Genomic DNA, 15,199 nt, shown 5'->3' with positions numbered 1-15,199 from the left:
ACTCTACCTATAAGCGAATTGGCATCACAACGTACATTGCGCTGTCATCTTCAACATCTTCAATCAGAGCACTGGCATTGGCTTCCGACATAGAAACCTTAACTTGCTCACAACGCAGTGTGTTCAAAATATCCAAAACATAGCTGACGTTAAATCCAATCTCGATTGGCTCACCAGCGAAAGTAACATCCAAATGCTCTTCAGCTTCTTCTTGTTCTGGGTTGCTGGCAGTAATGCGCATTTCGCTATTTTCTAGGTTTACTCGAACCCCACGAAACTTTTCATTGGAAAGAATAGCAGCTCGAGCGAAAGATTGTCTTAGATCTTCACATCCAGCCTGCATTTCTTTGTTGGTATTTTGCGGTAATACGCGGCGATAATCAGGGAAACGTCCGTCTACCAGCTTAGAAGTAAAGACAAAGTTATTTACTTCAGCGCGAATATTTGAACTGCCAATTTGCAGTATCACTTGTTGATCAGGTTCATCGAGCACTTTAACCAGCTCTTGTACGCCTTTACGAGGTACAATGATCTGCGAATGGTCAAAACTGGCATTCAACTGAGTATGGGCTACTGCCATTCGATGTCCATCGGTTGCGACGGCTCTGAGCGTGGTGTCGTCAATCTCAAATAACATGCCGTTCAAATAATAGCGAACATCTTGGTTTGCCATGGAAAACTGGGTTTTCTCAATAAGCGCGCGCAATTCACCTTGACTCAAAGAGACTTCCGCTTCATTTTGCCAATCTTCAATATTTGGGAAATCATTGGCTGGCAGCGTCGCAAGAGAAAAACGACTACGGCCCGATTTCACAAGCACTCGATCACCTTCTAATAAGAAAGTAATACTAGCGCTTTCTGGTAGTCCACGACATATATCTAAAAACTTACGCGAAGGAACGGTAATACTGCCTGCTTCACATGCGCCTTCTAAGTCAATGCGGCTGATCAGCTCGATTTCTAGGTCAGTCGATGTCATCGACAACACCGCATCTTCTACTTTAAGCAGTATATTACCTAGAATCGGTAGCGTTGGTCTTCCACCTAGGGCACCAGAAACTTGTTGTAATGGCTTTATTAGATGGCTGCGCTCAATAGTAAATTTCATATATAGCTCTTAACAAACCGACAGTTCGCTTAAATAATGACAAATATAATAGTTATGCAAATTTTAAGAAGAAAGGGTGCGAATCAAATTTGAATAATCTTCCTTGATATCATGACTCTCTTCGCGCAATTGTTCAATTTTACGGCAAGCATGAAGTACCGTGGTATGATCTCGCCCACCAAATGCATCACCTATCTCAGGTAAGCTGTGGTTGGTCAGCTCCTTTGAAAGTGCCATGGCCAACTGGCGCGGACGAGCAACCGATCGTGAGCGACGCTTAGACAGCAGATCAGCCACTTTGATTTTATAGTATTCCGCGACCGTTTTCTGAATATTGTCGATTGTCACCAGCTTTTCCTGTAGCGCAAGCAAGTCGCGCAGCGCTTCACGAACAAAATCAATGGTGATAGGACGACCGGTAAAATTGGCATTGGCGATAACACGGTTAAGCGCGCCTTCTAATTCACGAACATTGGAGCGCAGACGTTTTGCGATAAAAAATGCGACTTCATCAGCGAGGTTGATTTGGTGGTCTTCTGCTTTTTTCATCAAAATCGCCACCCGAGTCTCAAGCTCCGGCGGCTCGATAGCCACTGTTAGTCCCCAACCAAAGCGGGACTTCAATCGATCTTCAACACCGCTTATCTCTTTCGGATATCGGTCTGAAGTAAGGATAATTTGCTGATTGCCTTCAAGGAGTGCATTGAAGGTATGAAAAAACTCTTCTTGTGAGCGCTCTTTGTTGGCAAAGAATTGTATGTCATCAATGAGTAGCGCATCCACACTGCGATAATAACGCTTAAATTCTTCAATGGCGTTATTTTGCAGCGCTTTGACCATATCCTGCACAAAACGCTCAGAGTGCATATAGACGACTTTGGCATTTGGCTTGTTATCCACAATTGCATTTCCAACTGCGTGCAACAAATGGGTTTTACCTAACCCGGTACCACCATAAAGAAATAGCGGGTTGTACGCCGCTCCTGGATTGTCAGCCACTTGCCTTGCGGCAGCCAAACCAAGTTGGTTAGATTTACCTTCAACAAAGTTATTAAACTTGTGTTTGATATTCACATTAGAGCGATGATTAATATTGGCTATCGCGCTCGCTTCATCATCCCAGGTTTTCTGTAGCTGCGCAGGCGCTGAAGATTCCGCTGCTAAATCTGCTTTGGTCCTAACAGGCTCAGGTTTTGGCGCGGCAACGGGTTTGCTGCCCACTTCAAAACGCAAGCTAGGAATGTCGTTACCACAATATTCGAGCAATAATCGATTAATGCTATTAATGTACTTATCACGAACCCAATCTAAGACGAAACGATTTGGAGCAAACAAAGTCAGCGTGTTGTCATTGATCTCCGCTTGTAACGGACGAACCCACATACTGAATTCTGTAGCTGGTAGCTCTTCTTGAAGTTGTTGCATACATTGCAACCAAAGCGAAGATGACACGGTGCCCCCACGAGAAAAAAATGATCAGGAAAGACCGATAATTTTACCTGTTGATAAACAAGATCGCCAGCAAATGATCGGCGATCCGGTGAATAAGATCTAACTTATTCACAATTTTTTCGCTCGTTTGACGAGATCCGCACAGTTCACCCTGTAATTACTCACACCTTGATCCACATTTTTTAGAAAAGAGCAACATTTCCGTAGATCTTGCTATTGGTGATAACTTTGTGGATTAAATTATTGCCGAATGATTTTTTTGCGATCACTTTGCACTTAAACCGTACAATGTATCACTATGATTTATATGTCTTGTGCGTAGCGCAATGGTTTCCTTATTCCTAACCGCTCTAGATTATTGCCGATCATTATTTACTGAACTATCTATATAGAATGTAGTATCGCAGCCTAAGTTACATAGGGGTTAGAGTATGAAATTCTGGACTAGATTATTTATCGCGATAGTTGCACTGTCTACATTTGCTGTCCAAGCAGAAACAGTGGTTAAAGTCGGCATGTCTGGTCGATACTATCCATTCACTTTTGTTAAACAAGACAAACTACAAGGCTTCGAAGTCGACTTGTGGAAAGAGATTGGTAAGCGCGAACATTATAAAGTTGAGTTTGTTACAGCAAACTTCTCTGGCTTGTTTGGTCTATTGGAGTCGGGTCACATTGATACCATCTCAAACCAAATCACCATTACCCCAGAGAGAAAAGCCAAGTATCTATTTTCCAACCCGTACGTCATTGATGGCGCTCAGTTAGCGGTAAGAAAAAGCAACGATAGCATTCATGGCATCAACGATCTGGCGGGTAAAACCGTAGCGGTTAACCTTGGCTCGAACTTTGAACAGTTGCTACGTCAACATGATAAAAACGGCAAGATCCACATTAAGACGTTTGATACTGGGATAGAACAATCTGTCCTCATCGGCGCAACCGATGCTTTTGTCATGGATCGCCTGTCTGTGGTTCAACTGATTAAGAAAAGTCATCTGCCATTGAAACTTGCAGGCAAACCATTTGCGACAATAGAAAACGCCTGGCCGTTTATGAAAGATGCGAAAGGTCGCAAGCTGCAAGAGCAGGTCAACCAAGCGCTAGCATCAATGAGAGCCGATGGCACATTGGCCAAAATATCAGAAAAGTGGTTTGGAGCGGACATTACTAAAGAGTAAATCGCCCGTTATACAAACAATCGCAGCATTATTTTTCACTTTACCCACTACTTTTACTAGTAGTGGGTTTTACTTTCTTTACTGGATGACGTTATGGGCTTTGATTTTCACTACATGATTGATCTGATACCGATACTGCTAAAGTATCTGAGTGTCACAATGAAAATGGCGACCTTAGCCATGATATTTGCGCTCATATTATCTGTGCTGATCGCGAATATTCGAATCTTTAAAATTCCTGTTCTCAATCAAATCAGTCAGATTTACATTAGCTTTTTTCGTGGCACACCCCTATTAGTGCAACTGTTTCTATTCTATTTTGGCCTGCCTCAGGTCGTGCCATTTTTCGAAGGAATGAGCGCCTTTAACGCTGCTGTCTTTGGTTTGAGTCTTCACTATGCCGCCTACATGGCAGAAACCGTGCGAGCGGCCATTCTGGGCATTGATAAAAGCCAAATGGAAGCCAGCTTATCTGTTGGCATGACCACTCCACAGGCAATGCGTCGTGTTATTCTACCGCAGGCGACACGCATCGCCTTTCCATCGTTGATGAACTATTACATTGATTTGATAAAATCCACGTCTTTAGCCTTCACTCTGGGAGTAGCTGAAGTTATGGCAAAAGCGCAGATGGAGGCCTCATCAAGTTTCCGTTTCTTCGAATCCTTTACCGCTGCAGCACTCATCTATTGGGTGGTCGTCATTTTGCTGACTCGAGTGCAAACCATTGTCGAAGCAAAACTGGATAAGGCGTATAAAAAATGATCGAAATAAAAAACATACACAAATCTTTCGGTAATAGCGAAGTATTGAAAGGTATTGATCTCAACATAGAGAAAGGTGAGATCGTCGTCATCATCGGTTCCAGCGGCACAGGTAAATCCACCCTACTGCGGTGCATCAATTTCTTAGAAAATGCCGATAAAGGATCGATATCTATTGGTGGCGTGTCTGTCAATACGCAGCGTCATTCTCGGGCAGAGGTGCGCGAACTTAGAAAGAAAACGGGCTTTGTTTTCCAAAACTATGCCCTGTTTGCCCATATGACAGCAAAACAAAATATCGCTGAAGGCTTGATCACAGTAAGAGGTTGGAAAAAACAGCAAGCTTATGACAAAGCGCTACAGATATTGAAAAATATCGGTTTGGCTGACAAAGCAGACAGTTATCCCATCGCTTTATCTGGCGGCCAGCAGCAACGGGTAGGCATCGGAAGAGCCATGGCTTTGTCACCGGATCTGCTATTATTTGATGAGCCCACTTCTGCACTCGATCCCGAGTGGGTAGGAGAAGTACTGGCATTGATGAAAAATTTGGCGCAAGATCACCAAACCATGCTGGTCGTGACCCATGAGATGCAGTTCGCGAAAGAAGTGGCTGATAGAGTGATCTTTATGGCCGAAGGCAATATCGTTGAGCAGGGTAAGCCCGAAGATATTTTTAATCATCCACAGGATGAAAGACTAAAACGCTTTTTACGTAAAGTAGGAACCCTTTAAGGATCGACGAAAGATCCTTGAGATTTTGTTCGTACTTCGTATAATCCCCCCGGCTGGAATTTGTTCATTGACACTTTTGGTGACAGTGATTACAATTCCGCCTCTTTGTTGAGAGGCGTTGGATATCGTCTTTGTTTTACTAACAAGATGAATAACTGCCCACGCCGGGTTAACTAAGAACCTAAAACTACTGATCAGTAAGGTAATTATCATGAAACGCACTTTTCAACCTTCAGTTCTAAAGCGCAAGCGTACTCACGGTTTCCGTGCACGCATGGCAACTAAGAACGGCCGTAAGGTTATTAATGCACGTCGTGCAAAAGGCCGTGCGCGCCTATCAAAATAATCGCTGATTTATTTTGAATACATACGCGTTCAATCGGGAGTTACGTTTGTTAACTCCCGAGCATTATCAAAACGTCTTTCAGCAAGCTCATCGAGCTGGCTCGCCTCACTTCACTATCATTGCTCGCAATAACACACTTAATCAGCCAAGATTAGGTCTAGCCGTTCCAAAAAAACAGATTAAAACCGCAGTCGGTCGCAATCGGTTTAAACGTCTTGCTCGCGAAAGTTTTCGTAACAAACAACACGAACTTCCTAATAAAGATTTTGTTGTCATTGCAAAAAAAAGCGCGCAAAGTTTAAGCAATGAAGAAGTGTTTAGGTTATTTGACAAATTATGGCATCGCCTGTCTCGCCCTTCGCGCGGTTAGCCATTGGACTCATCTATTTATATAGATGGCTAATCAGTCCTCTCATTGGTCCACGCTGCCGATTTACACCAACCTGTTCTCGATATGCAATAGATGCATTGAAAGCTCACGGTTTTGTAAAAGGGTGTTGGTTATCAGGTAAACGTTTATTAAAATGCCACCCTTTGAACGAAGGAGGATATGACCCAGTTCCTCCTCCCCAGAAACAGAACCGAGATAAATAACAATGGATTCTCAACGTAATATCCTGTTAATCGCCTTGGCACTGGTTTCTTTTTTGCTCTATACCAAGTGGCAAGAACATAAGAATCCAGCACCACAGACACATGCGGTTGCGCAAACACAAAGTAACAGTAGTTTACCTGCCACATCGGTAACAGGCCCTAACACGCTTGTTCCACCAGCTGCGCAGACGGCGGCAAACACTGGCAAAACTATACAGATTAAAACTGACGTATTAACGTTGACCATTGACACTCATGGTGGTGATGTCATTAACGCCAAGTTAAACAAATACGACGCAACGCTAAAATCAAAAGCGCCGTTTGTTTTACTTGAAGACCAGCCGGGTAAACAATACATCGCACAAAGTGGCTTGGTTGGCCCACAAGGCATCGACCTGAGCACGACTGATCGCCCAGACTACAAAGTCAGTGCCAACGACTTTACCCTCGCTAATGGGCAAGGTGAACTGCGCGTACCGATGACATTTACTAAAGATGGCATTACGTACACCAAGACCTTTATTTTGAAGCGTGGCAGCTACGCGGTAAATGTTGAATATGACGTGAAAAATGATTCGGGCAAGAACGCTCAAGTTCAAATGTATGCTCACTTACGTCAGAACGAAAACAACGCAGAAGCAAGCAGCAGCTTTACTGAACATTCTTATCACGGCGCAGCGTATTCAACAGAAAAAACTCGCTATGAGAAGTACAGCTTCAAAGATATGAATGAGAAAAACCTGTCCATTAAACTGACAAATGGTCAAGGATGGGTGGCTATGATTCAACGTTACTTTGCAACAGCGTGGATCCCAAGAAATGCACCGGATGCTACTATCTATAGCCGTACGGTCGGTAAGCTTGCCGATATCGGTGTACTACTGCCACAACAAACCATTCAAAATGGCCAACAAGCCAAATTTGATGCCACCCTATGGGTTGGTCCACAACTGCAAAACCAAATGGCAGCTGTGGCACCGAATTTAGATCTTGTGGTGGATTATGGTTGGCTATGGTTTATCGCTAAGCCGCTTCACTCGCTACTGTCATGGATTCATGGCTTCGTTGGCAACTGGGGTATTGCAATCATCATCCTAACCTTCTTGGTTCGTGGTGCTATGTACCCACTGACGAAAGCGCAGTACACTTCCATGGCGAAGATGCGCATGTTGCAGCCAAAAATCCAAGCGATGAAAGAGCGTATTGGTGACGATCGTCAGCGCATGAGCCAAGAGATGATGGAGCTGTATAAGAAAGAGAAAGTAAACCCGCTCGGTGGTTGCTTCCCAATTATACTGCAAATGCCTATCTTCCTAGCGCTGTACTGGGCCTTAATGGGTTCGGTTGAACTGCGTCATGCGCCATTCTTTGGTTGGATTCACGACTTGTCGGCGGCAGATCCGTACTACATTCTACCGGTATTAATGGGTATCAGTATGTTCTTCATTCAGAAGATGAGCCCAACAACCGTGACCGATCCAATGCAACAAAAGATCATGATGTTTATGCCAGTTGGCTTTACGGTGTTCTTTATCTTCTTCCCATCAGGATTGGTTCTATACTGGTTAGTATCGAACATCGTTACCTTGATTCAACAGACATTAATTTATCGTCAGTTGGAGAAAAAAGGCTTACATACTAAGAAAGCCAAGAGCTAACGATAACTTGTGAGTTAAAAGGCGGCCAAAGGTCGCCTTTTTTATGTTTGCTGATTACAATTCAGCTAGTTTATTTATTATGACAAATACGTGGTTAGAAAACGTATTGCGATTGAAATGTAGGCATATTTATGACAACTGAAACGATTGTTGCTCAAGCGACAGCTACAGGTCGAGGTGGGGTTGGCATCATCCGCGTATCCGGGCCAAAAGCAAAGCAGGTTGCACTGGCATTGACGGGCAAAGAGCTCAAACCACGCTATGCTGAGTACCTTGCTTTTCAGGATGAGCATGGAGAAGCCCTAGACCAAGGCATAGCCTTGTACTTTCCCAACCCACACTCATTCACCGGTGAAGACGTTCTCGAGCTACAAGGCCACGGTGGCCCTGTTGTCATGGATATGCTGATTAAACGTATACTGTTGCTGCCAGATGTTCGCGCAGCCAGACCTGGCGAGTTCTCAGAGCGGGCATTTTTAAATGACAAAATGGACTTGGCCCAAGCAGAAGCCATTGCCGATCTGATTGATGCTAGCTCAGAAGAAGCGGCAAAATCCGCCCTGCACTCTTTGCAAGGCCAGTTTTCAAAGCGAATTCAAATTCTAGTAGAATCACTGATCCACCTTCGCATCTACGTCGAGGCCGCGATTGATTTCCCAGAAGAAGAAATCGACTTTCTCGCCGATGGCAAAGTGGCCGGAGATTTACAAAACATTATTGATAAGCTTGGCCTCGTGCGCAAAGAAGCCAATCAAGGTGCCATCATGCGTGAAGGTATGAAAGTGGTCATTGCAGGCCGACCCAATGCGGGTAAATCTAGCCTGCTTAATGCATTATCCGGCAAAGAATCCGCCATTGTGACCGAAATCGCTGGCACCACACGCGATGTGCTACGTGAACATATCCATATCGACGGCATGCCGCTGCATATCATTGATACCGCAGGGCTACGTGATGCATCTGATGCGGTGGAAAAAATCGGTATCGAGAGAGCGTGGGAGGAAATAGAGCAAGCCGACCGCATTTTGTTCATGGTTGATGGCACCACTACCGACGCGTGCGATCCAAAAGACATTTGGCCAGAGTTTGTCGACCGACTGCCAAGCAATGTGGGTATTACGGTTATCCGCAATAAAGCCGACCAAACTAACGAGTCCCTTGGCATCTGTCACGTCAATTCCCCCACCCTTATCCGTCTGTCGGCCAAAACTGGTGCAGGCGTTGATGCGCTGCGTAGCCACTTAAAAGAATGCATGGGATTCGCTGGTGGCCATGAAGGCAGCTTTATGGCTCGCCGCAGACACCTAGACGCATTAGAGAAAGCGGCGAATCACCTCGATATTGGCCAACAACAACTAGAAGGATACATGGCTGGTGAAATCTTGGCAGAAGAGCTAAGGATCGCCCAGCAACACCTCAACGAAATCACTGGAGAATTTAGCTCCGATGATCTGCTGGGGCGGATCTTCTCTTCGTTTTGTATTGGTAAATAACGCTCAAAGAAGCAAAAGCAATGCATAAAATCGTTGCTTTTGCTTTAAACGCCAGCCCAATAGGCGACTTTCAAACCTCAATTACAATCTAACATACTGTAAGTTAATGTAATTAACAGTATTTATGTCGATTTAATAAAAGCTTCATCTTAGCCGATTTTAATAGCTGCCATTTATAACTAATAACTGGTAATTATAAAAATGTCACTTGGTGAACTACGGCTTAAACTCGCGAGCAAACTAAAACAACTTATTCGCTCACCGGAGCTGCAACACAAAGAACTGCAATGCTTCGACAGTTTGATTTCTCGACGAGCGTTTGTTTCTGGCAGTATTAAACTTGCCTCACTATCTGCACTCATCGCTGCAGGCCGCGTGCCAACCGCGTGGGGCGATACCATTCCAGAGCTGACCAGCAACCCGGCTGATTTCGGTATTAGCAACGATGAGATGTTGGCAGAGCCAGGCATTTATAGTTTTCGAGTATCTGATGAGTTAATGAGTTATCCCGCATACAGTCAGGCACCGAACTTGTCTAGTCTCGTCGACAGTATCGAAGGGTTTAACTGGGGCAACTGTAAACTGTATTCCATGCCAACGTTTAACGCTGATGAGTCGGTAGAAGCGACCTTTATCGACAAATCAGCCCACTATGGTCCCACTGAAGTCGTGCAAGTCGTCTACGATGAGCAGGCCAAGCAATGGCAATTTGAACATTACGAAAACATTCCTGTACACTTGCATGATGCTGAGATACCCGCCGATGGCCACCACAAACATATAGTACCACTCAATCTCACGATCAACCCAGAGCGAATTGTCGCTGTCACCTTGCCGGGCAGTAACGATATCTATGACCAGACCAATAGCCAGAGCCCAACTCAGGCCATGTGGTTAGTGTTTATCCTTTGCCAAGACGCCACCGTTATCCTTTCTCGAAAAATATCGCTGAACTTGTCACTCTATCCGGATAGAAATAGCATAGTGAATGCCGTTGAAAACGCTCAGTGGACCACCTACAAAAGTGATACGAACGCCCCATTATGTACCTTAGGCACTAAAGGTTACTGGACATTAAAATCGCGCTATATCGATCGAAATGGCTACACACACCTTTGGTTTCAAAACAGTAGTAACAAACTTGAAAACGCCGTATACAGTTTCATCTATGCTGATTCTATTAACGTCTATGCTGCGCAAACCACCTTCCCACTCAACGCAATTAACGATATTGAATACATAAAAGATGCCGCTCCCTCCAACAATCAGCTGAAAGTTAGCTTCTCTTGTTATTGTGAAGGTGAGCCTGGCTATTACAAACTGCTGGACTTTGATAGCAGCAAATTTGAATGTAACAGTGCTGTACTGGCAGACAATACCCCATTTAACTTGCACTATACTAACCAGCCCATTCTAACAAGCAGCGCCTATTACCATTGCGCAAAATATTTACCCAGCGCCCCTAGCTACTCTGACAGTGCCATTATCTCTGATATCACAGATAGCCATTATATTTGCTCAACGCTAGCGAGTAACTTAACGGTGAAAGACAGCAAACCTGTAACTACCGATATCTATATTGGTATCGCTTGGCTTGTGGGTAAAGAGCGAGATTCCAGAGTCATCATGTACGGCGTAAATCGAGCCACAAAAGAAATCCAGTCCACCGTCAAACTCAATTTTCCCGGCTATCTTGGCTATTCAAAAACATACTTTCTTAGAGGTGGTCAGTCGAAATATGGTGGTTGGCGTTTTCTTATTAAAACGGAAAATGGGGCAGGCCTCATCAGCCAATCGTTTATCACCGATGGTGAGACTAATCAAGCTAACAACCCATTTGCCACCAATGGCTATACGAAAAACCTAATCGCAATGGGGCCAGTAGAAAATACGGTTTGGCGATACGACAACGTACCAGACTTTCGCACCGATACCACTGATACGAGTATGATGGCCAACCAAGCGCTATTTCTTGGCAATGCGCATGTGAACTTGGCTTGTAACAACCGTTTCAGTCATGATTTTGAATACGTCAGTGTGAAAGGCGATCCCGCTAGCCAAGAGTTAACCACTCAGATATACAGCTTTAACCACGTTGCCGGGCAATGGTCTACGCAAACCATCACTGAACGAAAGCAACTTACCAACAGTCAAAGACCTCAAGCGGTACGCAAACAATTTCACCAGGTGGTGATAGAGCCTATCAACCAATATGGCTACGGCATTCCATTTGATAATACGGATACTCAATCCGCCGTTGCCGACGCCTTCTACTACGAAATTCGCTCCACTACTCCAATTACGCTCATCGATCACAACGGCTATGCTCATCAGGCATCACGCAATTCAGGCGCGATAATACGTCCCATCACTAAACATTCACCGCTTCGGTTTAGAGTTCTCGCCACCAACCTCGCCGCGCATATCATGATTCGCAGCGTCGACATGGGTAACTATGTGGCCGCCAACCAACCCTTAACCCCGAGATTTATCACAAACCCCACTTTAGGTAGCGCCGTTGTTCCTTTGCAAGCCAATGATTCTCCATCGACCTCAGCATGGTTTAGCTGCTTTATTGGCCATGGCGCCAATAACCGCTTGCAAACCAATATCACGCCCGAGCAAGTTGGCACTATGAAACCTAAGTATCGCGCAGGCATCAATGAATCTGATGGCGAACAGCAATTATGCCAATTGTCCAAACAAACGGGTGCAGAGCTACTGAAAATGGGCCAAACCGATAGCAGCCACTTTAAGCAATATAGTGGTGATGGCGTCAATATCATGATTGCCAATGGGTTATACCATTCAAATTCGCCAAGATACATCAACCCATTTCTTTGCGTGATTAAGCCACAGATCTACTCGGCTCAGCTTGGCTTATCCTGGTCTCCTTTCGATTGGATCACCCATGCCTGGCACTCATTAGAAAGCTGGGCTGAAAAAGAAGCGAAAAAATTGGGCGACGATTTAGCTAGAGTGCGCAAAAGTGTCATCAAAGAAGGGGAAAACATTTTTGATAGACTGGCGAAAATCCCCGGTGATGTACTGAAAGATATCGGTGTGGCATTGAAGGATGTTCAACAAGTCGTACTGTCAGTAGAAAAGGTGTTGAGTGTTATTCCCGGCCTATCTGCACTATTTTTGGTTATCAATGCATGGTTCGACTACATGTTAGCGGTCATCCGATTTATTGAGATGTTTTTTCACCTCGGTGATATGATCAAATACATCGATAGCTTTAAAGCTTATATGCGCAATCTTCTAGGCCAAAGCCACTCATTTACTCCTCCAGTTGACACGCCTTTTACACAATTTCAAAACGATCTCAAAATGGGCAAAGCTGAATTTGATGGCGCGTTAAACTCAATCATTAACAACTCCCCTTTTGGTCAAGATCAGTCACAACAAATACAAAATGAGCTAAAAAGCGGTATCGACATCGCGCAAAGTAAAGTCATTCATCCCATCATGCACTTGATAGAAGAAGGGATAGCCAAGCTCACACAAAATATTGATCAAGATATGAACGCCTTATCACCGATCATTATTAATAATATTGCAGCCCCTCAGCCGTTGATCACTGCCATTGATACCGATCTCGCTCATATTTCTAATGATGTTGAAAACACCTTGGTCGATTTGCTTGGCACTTTTATCTCAGGCTTAGGCGCTATCGCCGATCCCGCTCAAATGGTGAACAGTTTTCTGGGTAGCGTAAAGAACGTAGGAGATGATCTATTTAACCTGATCGAAGATATCACCCAGCTGGTGCAAACGGCGCTTGATCCCAATAATATAAAAGGCCTACTCAGCGGGATCTGGTCTGCACCTTTAGTCACGCTTCAAATTCCACTACTCACCGACCTACTCAAGGTATTGGGTGTAAACCTATCCACTACCCTAAGCTTTGAAGATTTCTTTGCTTGGACCTGTGGCATGAGTACTTGGGTTGTCAACTACCTGCAGAGCAATACTTCGATGACAAGCTTTAATGATTTACATCCCAACCCTGCCCTTTTATCAAGCACATCCGCATCGAACGGGTTTCTTGGCTGGCAAATTGGCTGTCGTTGTTACGAAAACATGGCCTGGATACTCAAATACTCGCTCAAAGGGCCTGCGAAAAACAACGACGCCGTTAAAGAATTTGTCGATAATATACAGCTGTCACGCTTAGTTTTTAAAGCAGGACGCGTCTTTAGTGAATTTCTTGAATTTTACCTTTGGGAAGCAAAAGAATTAAGTGATAGTAAAAGAACGGGCAAACTGGTCTACAAAACCATAGCAGGCCACTTGGATATGGCGATCAAGCTCGCTACCCTTTTTGCTACCCTGATAGAGCGCGCAAGACCGACCCAGCCAGATGAGCTCAAAAAGCCGACATTTCAATTATTAAAAACCGCGAATGCGATTAGAGAGAGCTTAAATATCTTCTTTGGCATCGTTTATTCTGTTGTCGGCAGTGAAAACCGAGCCAAAGATATTGTCCACGAGCTCGGTAGCGATTTTGGCCGAGGCGCTACATTTATGACCTATTCAACAATTCAGTGGAACGAAGAGGATGGGAAATGGAATGATATCGACCCTTGGGCTGAGTATTACACCTTCCGCAGTGGATATTTAATCCTCTCACCTAGCGCTGATCTAGGCTTGGTACTCTTGTCTCGCTCACTATAAATGGGTATTGAATAGAAAACAGGCTTGCGTCTGTTTTCTATTCCTACTTTCTATTCGAGCCCACCGATTTTATAACGCGCAGCAAGACTTTCCCCGGCAGCATATTTAGCGGTACCATAAATCAGTTTTCGACAATATTAGGAATTAAAATGATCCACATAATAACGGGCAGCACGTTAGGCGGAGCTGAATACGTCGGTGATCACTTAAGTGAGTTATTCGAACAAAACGGCCAACAAACCATGATCCACAATGCGCCAGAATTGAACGAGATCCCGAATGAAGGTATTTGGCTGGTGATTACCTCTACACATGGCGCGGGTGAGTTCCCCGATAATATTCAGCCTTTCTTTGCTGAGCTTGAGGGTGATAGCACTGACTTGAGCAAGGTGAGATACGCCGTTATCGCCATTGGTGATAAGAGTTACGACACATTTTGCGCAGCCGGAAAACAAGCTTTCCAATTATTACAACAAGCAGGGGCAAAACCGGTGGCGGAGTGTTTAACGATAGATGTATTAACCCACCCAGTGCCAGAAGATGCCGCTGAAGAGTGGTTAAATAAAAACATACAACTATTTTCGAATTAATTGGGTCATTCAGTTACTTTAATCAAGAGCAGGCCCAATTGAGGCCTACTCTTGTCGATCACACGTTAAATAAGTAGCTATAAGTTGACTAATTAGCTTTTACTTGCAACGCAGTCTGTTTTCTTTTCGGTAGGAACCAGTACCTGACTGTCATATTTCCACATATCACCAGTAGCATAATCGATTAAGAATCCCCAACCGTTCAAAATATTAGCCCAATAAGAAGGAGTAACCGACTTATTTACTGTAACGGAAGTATTCTTGTAGCATTTATCATCCACTTTAATGGTTACGTCCCTAGTCGATGATGGAGCAGTGACAATTGTTGTAGGTAGCGTGGTTTGGTAGGTAGAGCTTGCCGTTGTGACGTCCACATTGACGTTCTTATCAGGGGCCGTCGCTACAATTGTTTGACTGCCGCTATTAAACATTGTCGAACAACCAGACAATGTAAGGACTGAGGCCGCAATACCTAACGTTAAAATTTTTTTCATGCTTTATCTCTTTACTTAAAAAATTTAATTCACTTTATTAGTAAACGAATAAATGAATACCTAACTTCAGTCACCTAAAAGCAATACCATCTCGCAAAGAAGAA

13 protein-coding genes are annotated in these 15,199 nt (G+C 44.3%); 10 read left to right on the top strand and 3 right to left on the bottom strand.

All coding sequences use genetic code 11. The features are described 5' to 3' along the window. Positions 1–7: 7 nt before the first annotated feature. Together dnaN and dnaA are read right to left on the bottom strand one after the other, a co-directional pair. Entirely contained in the window at positions 8–1,108 is a 1,101-nt protein-coding gene (gene dnaN / locus M9194_RS16175) for a DNA polymerase III subunit beta (protein ID WP_250613723.1), read from the bottom strand. A gap of 63 nt (positions 1,109–1,171) precedes the next feature. Further along, a complete protein-coding gene (dnaA, locus tag M9194_RS16170; protein WP_250613722.1) occupies positions 1,172–2,560 on the bottom strand; it encodes a chromosomal replication initiator protein DnaA in 1,389 nt (462 codons plus the stop codon). 431 nt (positions 2,561–2,991) lie between these two features. On the opposite strand from dnaA, the gene M9194_RS16165 reads away from it, so the two are divergent. From M9194_RS16165 to mioC, 10 genes are all read left to right on the top strand, one after another. After that, positions 2,992–3,741 (top strand): amino acid ABC transporter substrate-binding protein, encoded by a 750-nt coding sequence (locus M9194_RS16165; RefSeq protein ID WP_250613721.1) that lies wholly within the window; start codon positions 2,992–2,994, stop codon positions 3,739–3,741. A gap of 93 nt (positions 3,742–3,834) precedes the next feature. Then, complete coding sequence (locus M9194_RS16160; protein WP_250613720.1) at positions 3,835–4,506, top strand: amino acid ABC transporter permease; 672 nt, start codon at positions 3,835–3,837, stop codon at positions 4,504–4,506. Continuing rightward, the gene (locus M9194_RS16155; RefSeq protein ID WP_250613719.1) at positions 4,503–5,240 is read left to right on the top strand and encodes an amino acid ABC transporter ATP-binding protein; all 738 of its coding nucleotides are present in this window, start codon (positions 4,503–4,505) and stop codon (positions 5,238–5,240) included. The genes M9194_RS16160 and M9194_RS16155 overlap by 4 nt, the downstream gene beginning before the upstream one ends. Before the next feature lie 211 nt (positions 5,241–5,451). Further along, the gene (rpmH, locus tag M9194_RS16150) at positions 5,452–5,586 is read left to right on the top strand and encodes a 50S ribosomal protein L34 (RefSeq protein ID WP_006880025.1); all 135 of its coding nucleotides are present in this window, start codon (positions 5,452–5,454) and stop codon (positions 5,584–5,586) included. Positions 5,587–5,632: 46 nt separating this feature from the next. Then, positions 5,633–5,956, top strand: coding sequence for a ribonuclease P protein component (gene rnpA / locus M9194_RS16145; protein WP_250613718.1), 324 nt, complete (start codon positions 5,633–5,635; stop codon positions 5,954–5,956). Beyond that, positions 5,923–6,180 (top strand): membrane protein insertion efficiency factor YidD, encoded by a 258-nt coding sequence (gene yidD / locus M9194_RS16140; protein WP_250613717.1) that lies wholly within the window; start codon positions 5,923–5,925, stop codon positions 6,178–6,180. The genes rnpA and yidD overlap by 34 nt, the downstream gene beginning before the upstream one ends. A gap of 2 nt (positions 6,181–6,182) precedes the next feature. After that, positions 6,183–7,838 carry a membrane protein insertase YidC gene (yidC, locus tag M9194_RS16135; protein WP_250613716.1) on the top strand — a complete coding sequence of 552 codons (1,656 nt, stop codon included), beginning with the start codon at positions 6,183–6,185 and terminating at the stop codon, positions 7,836–7,838. A 131-nt stretch (positions 7,839–7,969) separates the two neighbouring features. Continuing rightward, the gene (gene mnmE, locus M9194_RS16130; RefSeq protein WP_250613715.1) at positions 7,970–9,331 is read left to right on the top strand and encodes a tRNA uridine-5-carboxymethylaminomethyl(34) synthesis GTPase MnmE; all 1,362 of its coding nucleotides are present in this window, start codon (positions 7,970–7,972) and stop codon (positions 9,329–9,331) included. Positions 9,332–9,532: 201 nt separating this feature from the next. After that, a complete protein-coding gene (locus M9194_RS16125) occupies positions 9,533–14,011 on the top strand; it encodes a phage tail family protein (protein ID WP_250613714.1) in 4,479 nt (1,492 codons plus the stop codon). A 149-nt stretch (positions 14,012–14,160) separates the two neighbouring features. Further along, positions 14,161–14,601 carry an FMN-binding protein MioC gene (gene mioC, locus M9194_RS16120; protein WP_250613713.1) on the top strand — a complete coding sequence of 147 codons (441 nt, stop codon included), beginning with the start codon at positions 14,161–14,163 and terminating at the stop codon, positions 14,599–14,601. A 92-nt stretch (positions 14,602–14,693) separates the two neighbouring features. On the opposite strand, the gene M9194_RS16115 is transcribed toward mioC, so the two are convergent. Further along, positions 14,694–15,095 (bottom strand): hypothetical protein, encoded by a 402-nt coding sequence (locus tag M9194_RS16115; RefSeq protein WP_250613712.1) that lies wholly within the window; start codon positions 15,093–15,095, stop codon positions 14,694–14,696. Positions 15,096–15,199: the final 104 nt, after the last annotated feature.

This window comes from Vibrio sinus (genome assembly GCF_023634645.1).
GTDB classification, from domain to species: domain Bacteria; phylum Pseudomonadota; class Gammaproteobacteria; order Enterobacterales; family Vibrionaceae; genus Vibrio; species Vibrio sinus.
The sequence above is the reverse complement of the archived record's forward strand: the minus strand, read 5'-3'. Positions and strand labels throughout refer to the sequence as shown.

Excerpts from the sequence above, each read along its gene's own strand:
- M9194_RS16165 (WP_250613721.1), top strand. The coding sequence starts at position 2,992 with ATGAAATTCTGGACTAGATTATTTATCGCGATAGTTGCACTGTCTACA.
- M9194_RS16160 (WP_250613720.1), top strand. The coding sequence starts at position 3,835 with ATGGGCTTTGATTTTCACTACATGATTGATCTGATACCGATACTGCTA.
- yidD (WP_250613717.1), top strand. The coding sequence starts at position 5,923 with ATGGCATCGCCTGTCTCGCCCTTCGCGCGGTTAGCCATTGGACTCATC.
- yidC (WP_250613716.1), top strand. The coding sequence starts at position 6,183 with ATGGATTCTCAACGTAATATCCTGTTAATCGCCTTGGCACTGGTTTCT.
- M9194_RS16115 (WP_250613712.1), bottom strand. The coding sequence starts at position 15,095 with ATGAAAAAAATTTTAACGTTAGGTATTGCGGCCTCAGTCCTTACATTG.
- dnaN (WP_250613723.1), bottom strand. The coding sequence starts at position 1,108 with ATGAAATTTACTATTGAGCGCAGCCATCTAATAAAGCCATTACAACAA.
- mioC (WP_250613713.1), top strand. The coding sequence starts at position 14,161 with ATGATCCACATAATAACGGGCAGCACGTTAGGCGGAGCTGAATACGTC.
- M9194_RS16125 (WP_250613714.1), top strand. The coding sequence starts at position 9,533 with ATGTCACTTGGTGAACTACGGCTTAAACTCGCGAGCAAACTAAAACAA.
- rpmH (WP_006880025.1), top strand. The coding sequence starts at position 5,452 with ATGAAACGCACTTTTCAACCTTCAGTTCTAAAGCGCAAGCGTACTCAC.
- mnmE (WP_250613715.1), top strand. The coding sequence starts at position 7,970 with ATGACAACTGAAACGATTGTTGCTCAAGCGACAGCTACAGGTCGAGGT.
- M9194_RS16155 (WP_250613719.1), top strand. The coding sequence starts at position 4,503 with ATGATCGAAATAAAAAACATACACAAATCTTTCGGTAATAGCGAAGTA.